The sequence below is a fragment of the Priestia sp. P5_B4 genome (assembly GCF_056400385.1).
The window spans coordinates 81,246-94,837 of record NZ_JBFULJ010000001.1; the positions used below are offsets into that span (position 1 = coordinate 81,246).

A 13,592-nucleotide genomic window follows, 5' to 3' on the forward strand; every position below is an offset into this window, starting at 1 on the left:
AAAAATGTTTGGATGATGACTGAAGGCTTACGAGAGATAGGGGGACGGACATACATGGAGATAAAAGTAAATCCAGAGGTGCTGCAGACATTTGCAGAGCGAATTCAGCACTCTCATTCACAGACGGCTGATGCACTTCAAAAACTAAGCTGGGAAGCTACAAATCTACATTTCTTGTCTGTTGCAGATATTGATAAAGTGCTGGACTTGCAGGAAGAGTTACAGCATATGATTCGCAAACTTGATTTGCTAACGGAAAACGCACATTTATTAGTAAAAGACACGGCAGAACAAATGAGAAAAGCAGATGGAGAGCTAGAAGGCTCTTCAGGCTGGACGGAGTTTTGGTCGAGCGTGTGGAGCGATGGGAGCACCCATTCACAAGATACGTGGAATGACATAAAGAACTTAAAAGAATGGAATACGTATGACAATATGCATAGAACGATTGAAAAACCTTTAGGTACTCTTAATGTTATGTGGAATTCGCTTTCTATGTCTTGGGAAGAAAAAGTAGTGAATGGTTCTACATGCAGTCGAACGGAATTTTTTACTTATGGCGTTATTCAAATGGGGTTGGGTATTTTAAGTCAGGAAATGAATCCTTCAAACATTATGTTTAGTGACAGCACAGAGGAAGTGAAGAGAGAATGAATGAAGTATATGATGGCGCTGGAAGTGAAATGGTACAGTTCCTTACAGGGTTGTCTCGGCAATGAAATATACATTTAACTTATTAGAAAAATCATTAATTGAAGCAATGAAAGATAATAAGAAAATTGCTCAATTTTATAAAACTTTAATGAATAGCAATTTATGGCTAGTTGTTAGTTCAGAGCATGGAGCATCAGATATATTGATTGCAGAGCACTACGTTCAGACGATGAAAAGCGCAGCGTACCGATATTTACCTGTTTTTTCGTCAAAATATCCGATTGAACAGATGCTGAAAGATGAAAAGACCGTATGCGTATCATTTAAGGATATGCTGCCTGTATTAAATGAAGAAATAGCGATATTACTTAACCCTGACACGCCTCTCTCAAAATTATTCATCCCCGAAGAAATAAGGATGTTAAAAGAAGATCAAAATTATTTTAAGCAGTAGCCAAAAAATAAAAAGCGCATGTGCTTTTTCCAAGCATGTCTGAATCTTAAATAAATAGAAGATATATAAAGAGGCAGGGCCTTAAATAGGCTGCTGCTTTTTTATTACTAGTAAATATTTTTATAGATAATGAACAAAAATGTAATTTAATAGACTTATAGTTTTTATTTTCCTTTAAATAGGTACCTATAGATCAGATGGAAAAGGTTTAAATGAGAACAAAATCTTGGTTGTTTAGGTTTTATTTGCATTTTTTAGGGGTATTTGTAGATACATATTCTCATTTTTGGAGGCTTTTGCAAGTAACCTTTGACCTTATCACTAGAGTTTCTTACAATAATAGTAAATATATAAACCGAAGGAGAGATATGTATGTCAGGAATTATTCGCGTAACACCAGCAGAGCTTCGCGACATGGCAGGTCGTTATACTAACGAAAGCGGTCAAGTTCAAGAATTAGTAAGCCGTCTTGATACAATGAAAAATCAACTTCAAGACATGTGGGAAGGTGCTTCAAGCGAAGCGTTTGCTGCTCAATACGAAGAATTAAAGCCTTCTTTCGTTGAAATGTCTAACCTACTTACAAAGATTGCTAAGCAATTAGATGACTCTGCAAACGTTCTTGAAGATACAGATAACCAAATCGCTAGCCAAATCCGCGGTTAACTTCATCTAATAATCTAAGTGAAGTAATAAAAGGAGCGCCCTATTCTCAAAAGATGAAGGCGCTTTTTCTATGTTTTGAGGTGATGAAACCCTATGTATATAGAAGTAACAGTAGACTTAAAGCACTATACAGGTGATCGGTTCGATTTGCGACTATCAAACTATCATTCACTCAAAAAAGTAGTCGAGATCGTTTGGCAAGCTAAAAAGATTACTCAATCACCAAAGGACGGTGCGTGGATACGTGTTTCAAATAAAAATCTTATTTTCTCGGGAAATGAGACGATGATTAACTGCGGAATTACCACAGGTGATTGTATCGAAATTCTCTAAAGGAGTCTATTAGAATGTCAGAGAAGAAACCGACTTACTTAGAAGAACAGCTCGAAGCTGTAATGACACGTCATAATAATGAATATACATTTGTTTTTCAAAAAGAAAAAATTCGACTTAATCGTTCTGTTGAAATTGAAATGTTAAAGGATGTAAACACGGCTTTTCAAAAAGAAATCATGATGAGCGATGATGAACTTAAAATAACAATTAAGCCTACCTCTGAATTTCAACCTTTTACAGCATTAAGAGGAAAAGAAGAACAGCAAAAGTGGCTGTTTGCAGATCAGCTTATCAAACAGGTAAAGCAGCATTCTTTTTCAAGGCTGCATTTGTTGATTTGTCCAGAAAATATCATTTTTGATAAAAGTTTAAGTCCGGCTTTTTTACATTATGGAGTCAAAGGAAGTTTACCTCCTTATGAGTCTAACGGGGAACAAAGTTTTCAAGAGTTAAAGGCTACGATAGCAGCGGCCGTTGACTCATCGCATACATTTGAACAGTATTTTAAGTTATATGAGACCTTGCAATTAAAAGAAGACGCTAAAAAAATAATGCATATCAGCAATGCGGAAGAGTTGAGTCAATTTGTTCAGCATAAGCTAACTCAAATTGAAAAGCATCAAAAGACAATCGTTCAACTTCCTCAAAAACGCTGGACCATTTTTAAGTTTTCATCTGTGGGTATACTTGCCTTATTAATTCCAGCTCTTATTTATACTTTTTACTCTTACTTTTTTGCTCAGCCGAAACAAGAAGCATTTGTAGAAAGCAACGAATACTTTCTTGAAAAAAACTACAGCAAAGTAGTCGACACACTTGAAGATTATGACATTGAAAGCATGCCTAAAATTGTGCAATACGAAATAGCAACTTCCTATCTTGTTAATGAAAAGTTAGGGGAGGAGCAAAAAGCAAATGCTTTAAAGACTATTACGCTTCAGTCAGATCCTCAGTATTTTGCCTATTGGTTTTACATTGGCCGAGGAGACAACAAAAAAGCGCTAGAAGTCAGCAGGTTGTTAGAAGAACGTTCGTTAATTATCTATGCACTAATGAAATACGAAGGTCAGCTAAAGACAGACAACGATTTAGCGGCTGATAAAAAGCAAGAGGAGCTTGATAAAGTAGCGAACGAACTTGAAGAATTTAAGAAAGAAAATGATCAGCAAGAAGCGGAAGTAGCCAAGCAGCAAGAAGAGAAACAAGCTGAGGAGGCACAGGCGGCCAAGCAGCAGGAAGAAGAACAGAAAGCTGCAGAAGCCGAGAAAAAGAAACAAGAAGAGCAGAAAAAACAGCAGGAAGATCAATCGAAGTAGGGAGGTAGTTGTATGAATATGCTTTGGGTAGTTAGTGGGCAAACGTATCAGCAGCTGCCTGTAGATTTTAAAACCTTTCGCCAAGCAACGGTAGGAAACACTCAGAATCAAACTTTTACGTTTTCCTATCCGTTTGAGAAAGGGCAAATGACGCTGTCATCTGAAAAGAACGGCCGGCTCTTGATTTCCTACGGAGAAGAAAGGATAGCAGAGCTATCTGTTTCTGAGTCGTTTGTATGGCGAGAACAAGGACATGCTTTAACCTTTGTCCTTACAGAGACAGCTGTTAAAGAAGCTGTCTATTATATTGATTACGGATCAGAAGTCTCGTTTTCCACAAGTGATGAAACAGCTGATGTGTATCAGCAGAAAGAAAAGTGTGTAGTAGAGGCAAAAGAAGGATTTTACTTATCAAAGATAAACGGGAAGTGGAAGGTCTTTTATAACCACGAACCGCTTTATCTTAACGGACACCGACTAGAAGAGAATACGAACCTTCAGCCCGGAGATCTTATTTTATGGTCTTCTATGACGATTCAATTGATCGAAAAAGATTTGCTGAAGATTCAAAGCTGCTATAATTATGCATCTAAGCTTCCAGCTACGGCACAGCCTATTTCTGAAATGAAAAAGAAGTACCCGGTTTATAGACGGACACCGCGCATGATATATGATTTGCCTAATGATAAGGTGAGCTTGTCCTTTCCATCTCAAGACAATGATGAAAATAACCGAAGCTTGTGGCTTACTATTTTACCGCCATTAGTCATGCTTTTAGTCATGGGTACGGTCTCGATTATTCAGCCTAGGGGAATTTTTATTATTATATCTGTCATGATGTTTACGACCACGCTGATTGTATCTACCGTTCAATACTTCAAAGATAAAAAACAGCGCAAGAAGCGGCAGGAGCGTCGTCGTCGAATTTATACAAAGTATTTAGAGAACAAGCGCGAGGAATTACAAGAACTAGTATCAGTTCAACGAGATGTATTATCTTATCATTTTCCGACGTTTGAACGAATGAAATATTTAACAGAACAGATTTCTGATCGAATTTGGGAACGAACTGTAGAAAGCAGTGATTTTTTACAGGTGCGCCTTGGAACAGGAACAGTTCCGGGAAGCTACCAAATTTCTTTGAATAGCGGAGATATGGCTAATCGAGAAATTGATGATTTGCTTGAGCAGTCTCAGCACATGGAAAAGGTCTATCGAGAAGTGAAAAATGCCCCTGTTACCGCTCATTTAGGTTTAGGCTCTATCGGTCTGGTAGGAAAGATGAAAACGGTGAAGAATGAACTGCATCAGCTTGTAGGACAGCTGGCATTTTCCCACAGTTATCATGACGTAAGATTCGTATTCATTTTTGATGAAGAAGAATATAAAGCGTGGGAATGGATGAAATGGCTTCCTCATTTTCAGCTTCCGCATTCTTTTGCGAAAGGTTTCATCTATAATGAACAAACGAGAGATCAGCTTTTATCTTCTATTTATGAAATGCTGAGAGAACGCGATTTAGATGAAGCAAAAGGAGAAGGGGTTTTCTTGCCTCACTTTGTTTTTATTATTACGAATCAGCAGTTAATTGCAGATCACGTTATCTTAGAGTATTTAGAAGGATATCACCCTCACCTTGGGTTTTCTGCGATATTTGCGGCAGAGACAAAGGAAAGCTTAACGGAGCATGTTCATACACTCGTTCGTTATATTAACGAATCCGAGGGGGATATATTAATTCAAAAGCAAAAAGCTGTGAATATTCCATTTCAGCTTGATAAACACACGCTTGATTATAATGAAAGATTTGCAAGGATGCTACGGACATTGGATCACCAAGTTGGTATGACCAACTCAATTCCAAATAGCGTTTCATTCTTAGAATTATTTAAAGCAAGAGAAATTGGTGAGTTGGATATCGTGCAAAGGTGGCAAAGCAATGAATCAGCTAAGTCGCTAGCAGTTCCCATTGGTTTAAAAGGAAAAGAAGATATTGTTGAACTAAATCTTCATGAAAAAGCTCACGGCCCTCATGGATTACTTGCAGGTACGACGGGGTCAGGGAAAAGTGAATTCTTACAAACGTACATTCTTTCTCTAGCGGTGAATTTCCACCCCCATGAAGTCGCATTTTTATTGATTGACTATAAGGGCGGAGGAATGGCTCAGCCGTTTAAAAACATGCCTCATCTGCTTGGAACCATTACAAACATTGAAGGAAGTAAGAATTTTAGTACAAGAGCCCTAGCTTCTATTAAAAGTGAATTAAAGCGACGCCAGCGCTTGTTTGATAGATATGAAGTCAATCACATCAATGATTATACAGATTTATATAAGCAAGGTATGGCAGAAGAACCTCTGCCTCATTTATTCTTAATCTCGGATGAATTTGCCGAGTTAAAAAGTGAAGAACCAGAGTTCATTCGGGAATTAGTCAGCGCGGCGCGCATTGGACGTAGTCTGGGCGTTCATTTAATTTTAGCGACGCAAAAGCCAGGCGGTGTTATTGACGATCAAATTTGGAGTAATGCGCGCTTTAAAGTAGCTTTAAAAGTCCAAGATGCCGCTGACAGTAAAGAAATCTTAAAAAATGCGGACGCTGCTTCTATTACGGTGACGGGTCGAGGCTATCTGCAGGTTGGAAATAATGAAGTGTATGAACTGTTTCAGTCAGCTTGGAGCGGCGCGCCGTACATGGAAGATACGTATGGGGCTGAAGATGAAGTCGCCATTGTCACAGATCTCGGGTTGATTCCTTTATCTGATGTATCTACTCAGCAGACGTCATCTAAACAAGCGGAAGCAGAAATTGATGTTGTGGTGCAAAAAATTGAAAAAACGCAGCAGGAACTAGCTATCAAAAAATTAAATAGTCCATGGCTGCCGCCTCTTAAAGAAAGATTGCTTCGCAGTGAGTACAAAGAGAAGCGAGACGGCGTATTCCCAATTGGCTTGATTGATGAACCGGAAAAGCAAAGCCAAACGGTATACAACTATCAGCTGATGGACGATGGAAACATTGGTATATTTGGTTCGTCAGGATACGGTAAATCGTTTACAGTCATGATGTTGCTTCTTAGTCTAGCTGAAAGAAAGAGTCCGGAGCAGCTTCATTATTACATTTTTGATTTTGGAAACGGCACGCTGCTGCCGCTTCGTCAGCTGCCTCATACGGCGGATTATTTCTTAATGGATCAAATGCGTAAAATTGAAAAATTCATGACGATTATCAAACAAGAAATCGCAAGGCGAAAGCAGTTATTTCAACATCGGGAAGTTAGCAATATCAAAATGTATAATGCTCTAAGTTCAGAAGAGCTTCCTCTAATTTTTATCACGATTGATAATTTTGATCTTGTCAAAGAAGAAATGCAAGATCTAGAAATGCAGTTTACACAGCTCGTGCGTGACGGTCAGTCTTTAGGAATTTATATGATCTTTACCGCGACGCGGGTGAATTCTATTCGTCAGTCGCTTATGAATAACTTGAAAACGAAGGTTGTTCATTATTTAATGGATCATTCAGAAGCGTATTCTATTTTAGGACGTACGCCGTATGCGCTAGAGTCTATTCCAGGCCGGGCTATTATCAAAACGGATCAACCTTATTTTGCGCAGCTGTTTTTACCTGCGGAAGGAAAAGATGATTTTGAAATTTTTGATACAGTTAAGTTGCACATTCAACGATTAAAGAATCAATATGCTGATGCTATTGTTCCGGAGCCTGTACCAATGCTGTCATCGAAACTTGTACTTGCCGAGTTTATGACGGACAGAAGGGTTATTAGGGAAAAAGGAGTCATTCCTCTTGGATTAGACGAAGAGTTTGTTCGACCGGTGCATATGAACTTTAAGAAAAATAAGCATTGCATCGTCATGGGGCAGACGCAAAAAGGAAAAACAAATGTAGTGAAGGTCATACTGCAAACAGCGCTTGAACAAGACGTGAAGCAAATCGGACTATTTGATTCGATTGACCGCGGTTTATCAAGTTATGCAGCTGAAGATGAAGTTGTTTACATGGAAACAAAAGAACAGATTATTGACTGGCTTGATTTAACTGAAGAACGATTGCAGCGACGTGAAAATAAGTATTTGGAAGCAGTACAGGAAGGAACGGTACACAGTCTTTCATTTTCCCCGATCATGCTTGTAGTAGACGGATTTGTACGATTCCAGCAAAACTTAGACAGCGTCCTGCAGGATCGTATTACAAAATTGATGAAAAATTATAGTCACCTGGGCTTTAACTTGATTGTTGCAGGGAACAACAATGAGTTTTCAAAAGGATTTGACGCGTTAACAACAGAAGTGAAGCAAATTAGCCAAGCCGTGCTGCTGATGAAGAAAACAGAGCAAAGTTTATTTACACTTCCTTATGACCGAAAAGAAGCCGACGTTAACCCTGGCTTCGGTTATTATATTAAAAGTGGAAAAGAAACAAGAATTCAAATCCCGCTATGTGTAAGTGAAAGGAAGATCTTAACATGACCGAACAGCGTAAGTATACACTTAAAGTCATATTAGCTGTTGTTTTAATTTTGGCTCTTCCTTCTTTCTTTTTCCAGTATATTGGAGACAACCCGCTGCAAGTCACAGAAAACTCAACAAGAACGATTGCGGTGGTTAACGAAGATAATGGAGTAAAAGAAAATAGTGAAAAAGCGATAGAGTTTGGAGAAAAAGTGACTCCTCTTTTACAGGAGGGGTCGGATTATCAATGGACCGTGCTTGGACGAAGCGCAGCTACAAGCGGTTTACAGAATGGAAAATATGATGCGGTTATCTATATTCCCTCGACCTTCTCACAAAATATTTTATCGTATCAGGAAAAAAAGCCAGAAAAAGCTACTTTGGAATACAAAGTTCAAAGTCAGCTTAACGCAGTTAATAAGGAAAAAGTAGTAGGGGAATTAGAAGATGCTACTACAAAGGTTAATAATGAAATGTCCTCTTTGTACTGGAGTTATGTATCACAGGAAGTGGATAAGGTACGAGGACAGTTCGATAAAATTCTAAATAAAGAAATCGCCTTTCAAAAAACAATGGTCGCTTTTTATAAACCGAATTCAAAAGATTTAGCAGGTGAATTAAATGATCAAAAGAAAATTCTTCAGCAAATCCAAGATAATGTAAATAAAGCAGAAAAAGGTTCGAGTGACAGACAAGGCGACGTAGAACAGGTTGAAAAGAATTTAAACAGCTTTATTGAATATGTAAATCAATATCAAACATATCAAGAAACACAGAAACAAATGCTTGAAAAAACGCAGGCTCAAAGCGTCACTGCGATTCAAGAAGGGCTGTCTTCCCTTGAATCTAATCAGCCAAGCTCTAAGCAAAATTTTAATGAGCAGGCCAATCAAGTGTTTAGTGGCTTATCTTCCATTCAACAGCAGTTGGATCAAAATCAAAAAGCCGTCGGAGAACTTGGAGACCAACAAGCGGATAACGTCAGTGAACAAGAAAAAGCTCTGCAAGATTTGAACGGCCAAATAGTCAGTTCATATAAACAGCAGTCTGAGCAAACAACCCTAAATCAAATTGAAAGTAAGCTAAAGCCGCTTCGTGCACAGCTAGAGACAGCTTCATCAAATGAGGGTGGCGGAGGCTCAACGGATCCAGGAGAAGACGGCGAAACTCAGCCAGATCCAAATCAAGGCGGAGAGACGCCAACGGACCCTGGGGAAGGTGAGGGAACTCAGCCAGATCCGAATCAAGGTGGAGAGACGCCAACGGATCCTGGAGAAGATGATGGAACTCAGCCAGATTCCGGTCAAGGCGAAGGAACGTCAGAACCAATTAAAGTGGATTTATCTCAGCAAACAGCAAAGCTTGATGATATATCAAAAGGCCTTGAAGACTTAGAACAGCAGCTCCAAGGAATGGTGAACGAAACACCTGAAGCGCCTGAAGCACCTGAAGCACCTGAGACATCTGAGGGAACGGAAACACCTGAAACACCGGACACATCGGATGCATCAGGTACATCCAATGCTGTGAAAAGTGCGCTTGAAAAAGTGGCTAATCTGAAAACACAGGTACAAGCAGTCAAAGATGAGCTGCAAAATGTAACAGTTCAGCCGGAAGCTTCAGGAGAAAATACGGATGAGCTGAAGCAGAAAATTGCCAGTTTGGAAGCAGACGTTAAGTCTTTGACAGCACAGAAAAACAAAGCAGAGAAAGACTTAGAAGAAGCGACCAAGTCGTCGAGCAGTCAAATTGCTAAGCTTCAAGAAGAAAATGAACGATTAAAAAAAGAGAATGAAAAGTTGAAAGAAGACGGCAAAAAGCCTTCTAAAGGTAGTGTGAATGTAGACAATCTCATTACGATGATTACAAACAAAGAAGATAAAATTTTATCTTCTCCAAACCTTTCAGCTTCTCGCAAGGAAAAGTTGAGCAATACATTCTCAGGTAAGATTCAAAGCAGCAGTGCAGAAGATCTGCTAAAGTACTACGGTGATTTATCGCAGTATGATTTGACTTTAGCTCAGGTAGGAAATACAGACATACAGAACAGCGTCCTTAACAATGACTCTATTAAAGGAAGTTTGCAGCAGGCGTTAGCTGGGACCGTCTCTTCTCAAGATGCACGTAAGCAAATCCAACAAAACCTGTCTCTAACAAAAGAAGAGTTAGCACAGTTCCAAAGTTCAGTGCAAGATTTTGCTGATCAATATGGACAAACAGTTGATGCTGAACAAGCATCTATTATGGAAGAGCTATCAGCTATTCAAGAAAAAGCAAATGCAATGAATCAAGAGCTTCAATCTAGCGCAGGTGAAGATCAAGCATTAGAAAAGAAAGAAGCTCCGGACGTAACGGGCTTAATGACGCTGCAGCAAAGCATGGGTCAAGAGTTGAAGGGAATGAACGAACTCATTTCATCTTTAGGTGAAAGACAAGCAAATGTTGTCACATACACAGATGAATTGCAGAAGCGTGTAAATGAAGTCCAGGATAAAGCTGACACGCTTAACAGCAAGTGGGCCCAAAACGTGGATTCAACGAAGTTGGTTCGCGGCCAGGTATACCGTTTGTTAAATAATACATTAGTAGATGGACAGAATAATGATTACGTTTATCATTATTTAGCCAATCCTCTTCAAGTAAGCGGTGAAGTGCCGGCTGAAAAAGTAAAAGAGGTTCCACCAGTTGTCATTTTGGTTATTATCTTAATCAGCAGCTTACTAATTGGCTATTTCAGTCAATACTACCGACATGCACCTATGCTTGTGAAAGGTACGCTGTTTGGGTTATTGAATTTGATTGTAGGGTTAATGGTAAGTATCTTTAGCCTTAATATTTATTCGTTATCGGGAGACCGGGCAATGGAATGGTCAATCTTTACGATCGTCTTATTGCTTGCTACATCTACACTCGTACGTATTGCTTTCTTATTAGGAAGCTTCGCTGGATGGGTGACGACAGTAGGGTTGATTTTATTTTATATTACCCCGCTTCTTAACTTATCTATGCCAAACTTTAATTACGAAGATCCAGTATCTAAAGTATATATGTCAATTCAATATGATACGCAGTCTCTGTTTGGACAGGCGCTTATTGTATTACTGGGAATGACTGCCGTTTTAAGTGTTCTGCCATCTATTATTCGTGCTTTAAAGACGACTAAAGAGGTTGAAAATGATGAAACCTATAGTGCTTAATAAGAAGATTGGAAGTATTGTTCTTATTTTTTCACTTCTTTGTTTCCCTGTAGCAGCAGCGGCTGAAGCTGATGACGGAAACGTTGAAGAGATTAAACCAAATGTATATAAGGATGATCCGATTAACTTGGACCCCGAATCTTTGCTAGAAAATAAAAAAGAAGTAGGAAATATTCCGGAGGAAATAAAGGATCTTACATTTGAAAAAGAGGAAGATGTAGAGAAAGAGAGCTTAAAAGAAAGTCTTTTTGCGAACGCATCAGCTGAAGATAATACGATTTCTGCGAAAGCAAAAGAATATAACTTGTTTTCTTCTAAAAACACTTCCTACAAGAAAGATCGAACAGAACAAACTGCTTCTGAAAAGTCATCAGACCTACAATGGTTTTATTTATTATTGATTGGTGTGGGGGTTGTTGTATTATTTGCGGTTTTAATACCGCGCATTAGCCCTCAGCCTTCTGTGAAAAAATGAAAAAACCTCGCTGTTAATCAACAGCGAGGTTTTTGCGTATAGACGCAAGCTTATAGGCGGCGGAACCCTTCTTCAAACAAATAATCTTCTGCTTCTTCGTAAGATAGAAATGCTGCCTCTAAATTCAAGCCAGAATAAACATTCCACAGATCATCTTCATGAACAAGTAAAAGCGTTGCATTGTCTGGGCCGTTCCAGCGCTGTTCATTTCCATTCCCTACAATAGCTTCTTCTCTAGCTGTATCAGGAAGGGTTGACAAAGACTCAATAGAAGCTTCAATAATTGAGCGAAGCTCTTCTTCTGTATAATCACGGATATTTACAAGACCTTTGTCATTTGTTTCATATCCTTTTAAAAACCCTCCATATACAAATCCATTTCCGTTAGGATGCAGATGATGCACAACAACCGTTTTATCGTACACGCTTTCTTCATAATGAAAATTCACGCGTCCTAAAGATACATCTTTTCGATGCAGCTCTGGAAACGATGAAATAATAGCTAATTTTTCGTCAAAACTAAGCATACACAATCCTCATTTCTATTTAAATCATTTCATTTTCTGAAATGGTATAAGCTCTTTTACGATTCGGTTGATTATAACATATATAAAGAAAGACACATAATGCTTTTTCCAATGTGAACTTTTAAAAATATAATCCTTCGCATAAAGTGGCCGTCACTGTAAAGAAGAATACATCTTTTTCACTATAAAACTTAACAAAAAAGAGGCAGGGAATTCACAGTGAAAAAATAATATAAAGAGGTGGAAGAAAACTAGTTTTCAAACCTATCATATAAGAGGAATAAAAAAGTGAAATTATACGCTCTGTGTAAAAAAACATGGGCAATATCCCTGCTTGTTTTTGTTCTTTTAGTGAGCTTAACTCCTGTTAGTCAAGCAGCCGCATTTTTATCTGTTGCACAAGCTCTTGAGAATCAAAACAATAGTGTACAAACGGTTAAAGGATATGTAGTAGGTCAACCTACAGGCACATCTACAGTTATTACGAGCAATTACCCAAACGATTATGCACTTGCTCTTGCTGACAGTTCAAATGAAACCAATACAGACAAGATGGTGTACGTTCAAATTCCTTCAAATTTGCGAAGTACATTTGGACTTCAAAGTCACTCGGAGTTAAGAGGGAAAAATCTTACTGTTACGGGCACACTCACTCCTTATTTTTCACACCCAGGAATAAAATCAGTTACTTCTATCAGTACAGAAACAGGAGGAACTGATCCGGCTCCAGATCCCACAGAGCCAACCGTTTCAGTAGAAGAATACTATCGTACTGCAGCTGAAAAAACAGGAAACAGCTTAAAGACAGAGCTTCATAACATTATTGATCATCACACAGAACTGTCGTATTCAGCCGTATGGGAAGCTTTAAAGAAAACGGATGAAGATCCAGCTAACGCAAATAACGTTATTTTGCTCTACACAGGGCGTTCACAGGCTAAGAGTACAAATGGAGGCGGAGTGGACGATTGGAACCGTGAGCACGTCTGGGCAAAGTCTCACGGGGATTTTGGAACAGCTATGGGACCTGGAACAGATCTTCATCACTTACGTCCAACCGATGTATCTGTAAACAGTACGAGAGGAAACTTAGATTTTGATAACGGAGGGACAGAACATAGCGAAGCACTCGGAAATTATTTTGACAGTGATTCATGGGAACCTCGAGATGAAGTAAAAGGCGACGTGGCTCGTATGTTGTTTTATATGGCCGTGCGCTATGAAGGCGATGTAAGTGATGAGCCTGACTTAGAACTTAATAATACAGTGAATAATGGCACTGCTCCTTATCACGGGAAATTATCTGTGCTTCTTCAATGGAATGCCCAAGACCCAGTAGATGATCGAGAACGACGTAGAAATGACATTATTTATTCAGACTATCAGCATAACCGCAATCCTTTTATTGACCATCCTGAATGGGTGAATGAGATTTGGAACTAATGAAGAAGGCGTCCTGGCGGGGCGTCTTTTTTTTTATAAAAGAAAAAGGAA

At 38.9% G+C, this 13,592-nt stretch carries 10 protein-coding genes; 9 read left to right on the top strand and 1 reads right to left on the bottom strand.

From position 1 onward, the window contains the following. The first annotated feature begins 54 nt into the window (after positions 1-54). The 8 genes from AC1DRF_RS00390 to essA all read left to right on the top strand — a co-directional run bounded on the left by AC1DRF_RS00390 (position 55) and on the right by essA (position 11,571). Positions 55-654 (top strand): WXG100 family type VII secretion target, encoded by a 600-nt coding sequence (locus tag AC1DRF_RS00390; RefSeq protein WP_274157414.1) that lies wholly within the window; start codon positions 55-57, stop codon positions 652-654. A 61-nt stretch (positions 655-715) separates the two neighbouring features. Beyond that, entirely contained in the window at positions 716-1,108 is a 393-nt protein-coding gene (locus AC1DRF_RS00395) for an SseB family protein (protein ID WP_013055104.1), read from the top strand. Positions 1,109-1,480: 372 nt separating this feature from the next. After that, the gene (locus tag AC1DRF_RS00400; protein ID WP_013055105.1) at positions 1,481-1,774 is read left to right on the top strand and encodes a WXG100 family type VII secretion target; all 294 of its coding nucleotides are present in this window, start codon (positions 1,481-1,483) and stop codon (positions 1,772-1,774) included. Between the two features lie 93 nt (positions 1,775-1,867). After that, the gene (gene yukD / locus AC1DRF_RS00405) at positions 1,868-2,107 is read left to right on the top strand and encodes an ESX secretion system protein YukD (protein ID WP_013055106.1); all 240 of its coding nucleotides are present in this window, start codon (positions 1,868-1,870) and stop codon (positions 2,105-2,107) included. 14 nt (positions 2,108-2,121) lie between these two features. Then, complete coding sequence (gene essB, locus AC1DRF_RS00410; RefSeq protein WP_477740221.1) at positions 2,122-3,426, top strand: type VII secretion protein EssB; 1,305 nt, start codon at positions 2,122-2,124, stop codon at positions 3,424-3,426. 12 nt (positions 3,427-3,438) lie between these two features. Beyond that, positions 3,439-7,917: a type VII secretion protein EssC gene (essC, locus tag AC1DRF_RS00415; RefSeq protein WP_477740222.1), complete on the top strand. Its 4,479-nt coding sequence runs from the start codon at positions 3,439-3,441 to the stop codon at positions 7,915-7,917. Next, the gene (gene esaA, locus AC1DRF_RS00420) at positions 7,914-11,096 is read left to right on the top strand and encodes a type VII secretion protein EsaA (protein ID WP_477740223.1); all 3,183 of its coding nucleotides are present in this window, start codon (positions 7,914-7,916) and stop codon (positions 11,094-11,096) included. The genes essC and esaA overlap by 4 nt, the downstream gene beginning before the upstream one ends. Beyond that, positions 11,074-11,571, top strand: a complete 498-nt coding sequence (essA, locus tag AC1DRF_RS00425; protein ID WP_274157418.1) for a type VII secretion protein EssA — start codon at positions 11,074-11,076, stop codon at positions 11,569-11,571. Before esaA ends, essA begins: the two co-directional genes overlap by 23 nt. A gap of 50 nt (positions 11,572-11,621) precedes the next feature. On the opposite strand, the gene AC1DRF_RS00430 is transcribed toward essA, so the two are convergent. Continuing rightward, a complete protein-coding gene (locus AC1DRF_RS00430; RefSeq protein WP_013081504.1) occupies positions 11,622-12,098 on the bottom strand; it encodes a hypothetical protein in 477 nt (158 codons plus the stop codon). A gap of 288 nt (positions 12,099-12,386) precedes the next feature. On the opposite strand from AC1DRF_RS00430, the gene AC1DRF_RS00435 reads away from it, so the two are divergent. After that, the gene (locus AC1DRF_RS00435) at positions 12,387-13,541 is read left to right on the top strand and encodes an endonuclease (RefSeq protein ID WP_274157419.1); all 1,155 of its coding nucleotides are present in this window, start codon (positions 12,387-12,389) and stop codon (positions 13,539-13,541) included. Positions 13,542-13,592: the final 51 nt, after the last annotated feature.

Excerpts from the sequence above, each read along its gene's own strand:
- AC1DRF_RS00390 (WP_274157414.1), top strand. The coding sequence starts at position 55 with ATGGAGATAAAAGTAAATCCAGAGGTGCTGCAGACATTTGCAGAGCGA.
- AC1DRF_RS00395 (WP_013055104.1), top strand. The coding sequence starts at position 716 with ATGAAATATACATTTAACTTATTAGAAAAATCATTAATTGAAGCAATG.
- AC1DRF_RS00400 (WP_013055105.1), top strand. The coding sequence starts at position 1,481 with ATGTCAGGAATTATTCGCGTAACACCAGCAGAGCTTCGCGACATGGCA.
- yukD (WP_013055106.1), top strand. The coding sequence starts at position 1,868 with ATGTATATAGAAGTAACAGTAGACTTAAAGCACTATACAGGTGATCGG.
- essB (WP_477740221.1), top strand. The coding sequence starts at position 2,122 with ATGTCAGAGAAGAAACCGACTTACTTAGAAGAACAGCTCGAAGCTGTA.
- essC (WP_477740222.1), top strand. The coding sequence starts at position 3,439 with ATGAATATGCTTTGGGTAGTTAGTGGGCAAACGTATCAGCAGCTGCCT.
- esaA (WP_477740223.1), top strand. The coding sequence starts at position 7,914 with ATGACCGAACAGCGTAAGTATACACTTAAAGTCATATTAGCTGTTGTT.
- essA (WP_274157418.1), top strand. The coding sequence starts at position 11,074 with ATGATGAAACCTATAGTGCTTAATAAGAAGATTGGAAGTATTGTTCTT.
- AC1DRF_RS00430 (WP_013081504.1), bottom strand. The coding sequence starts at position 12,098 with ATGCTTAGTTTTGACGAAAAATTAGCTATTATTTCATCGTTTCCAGAG.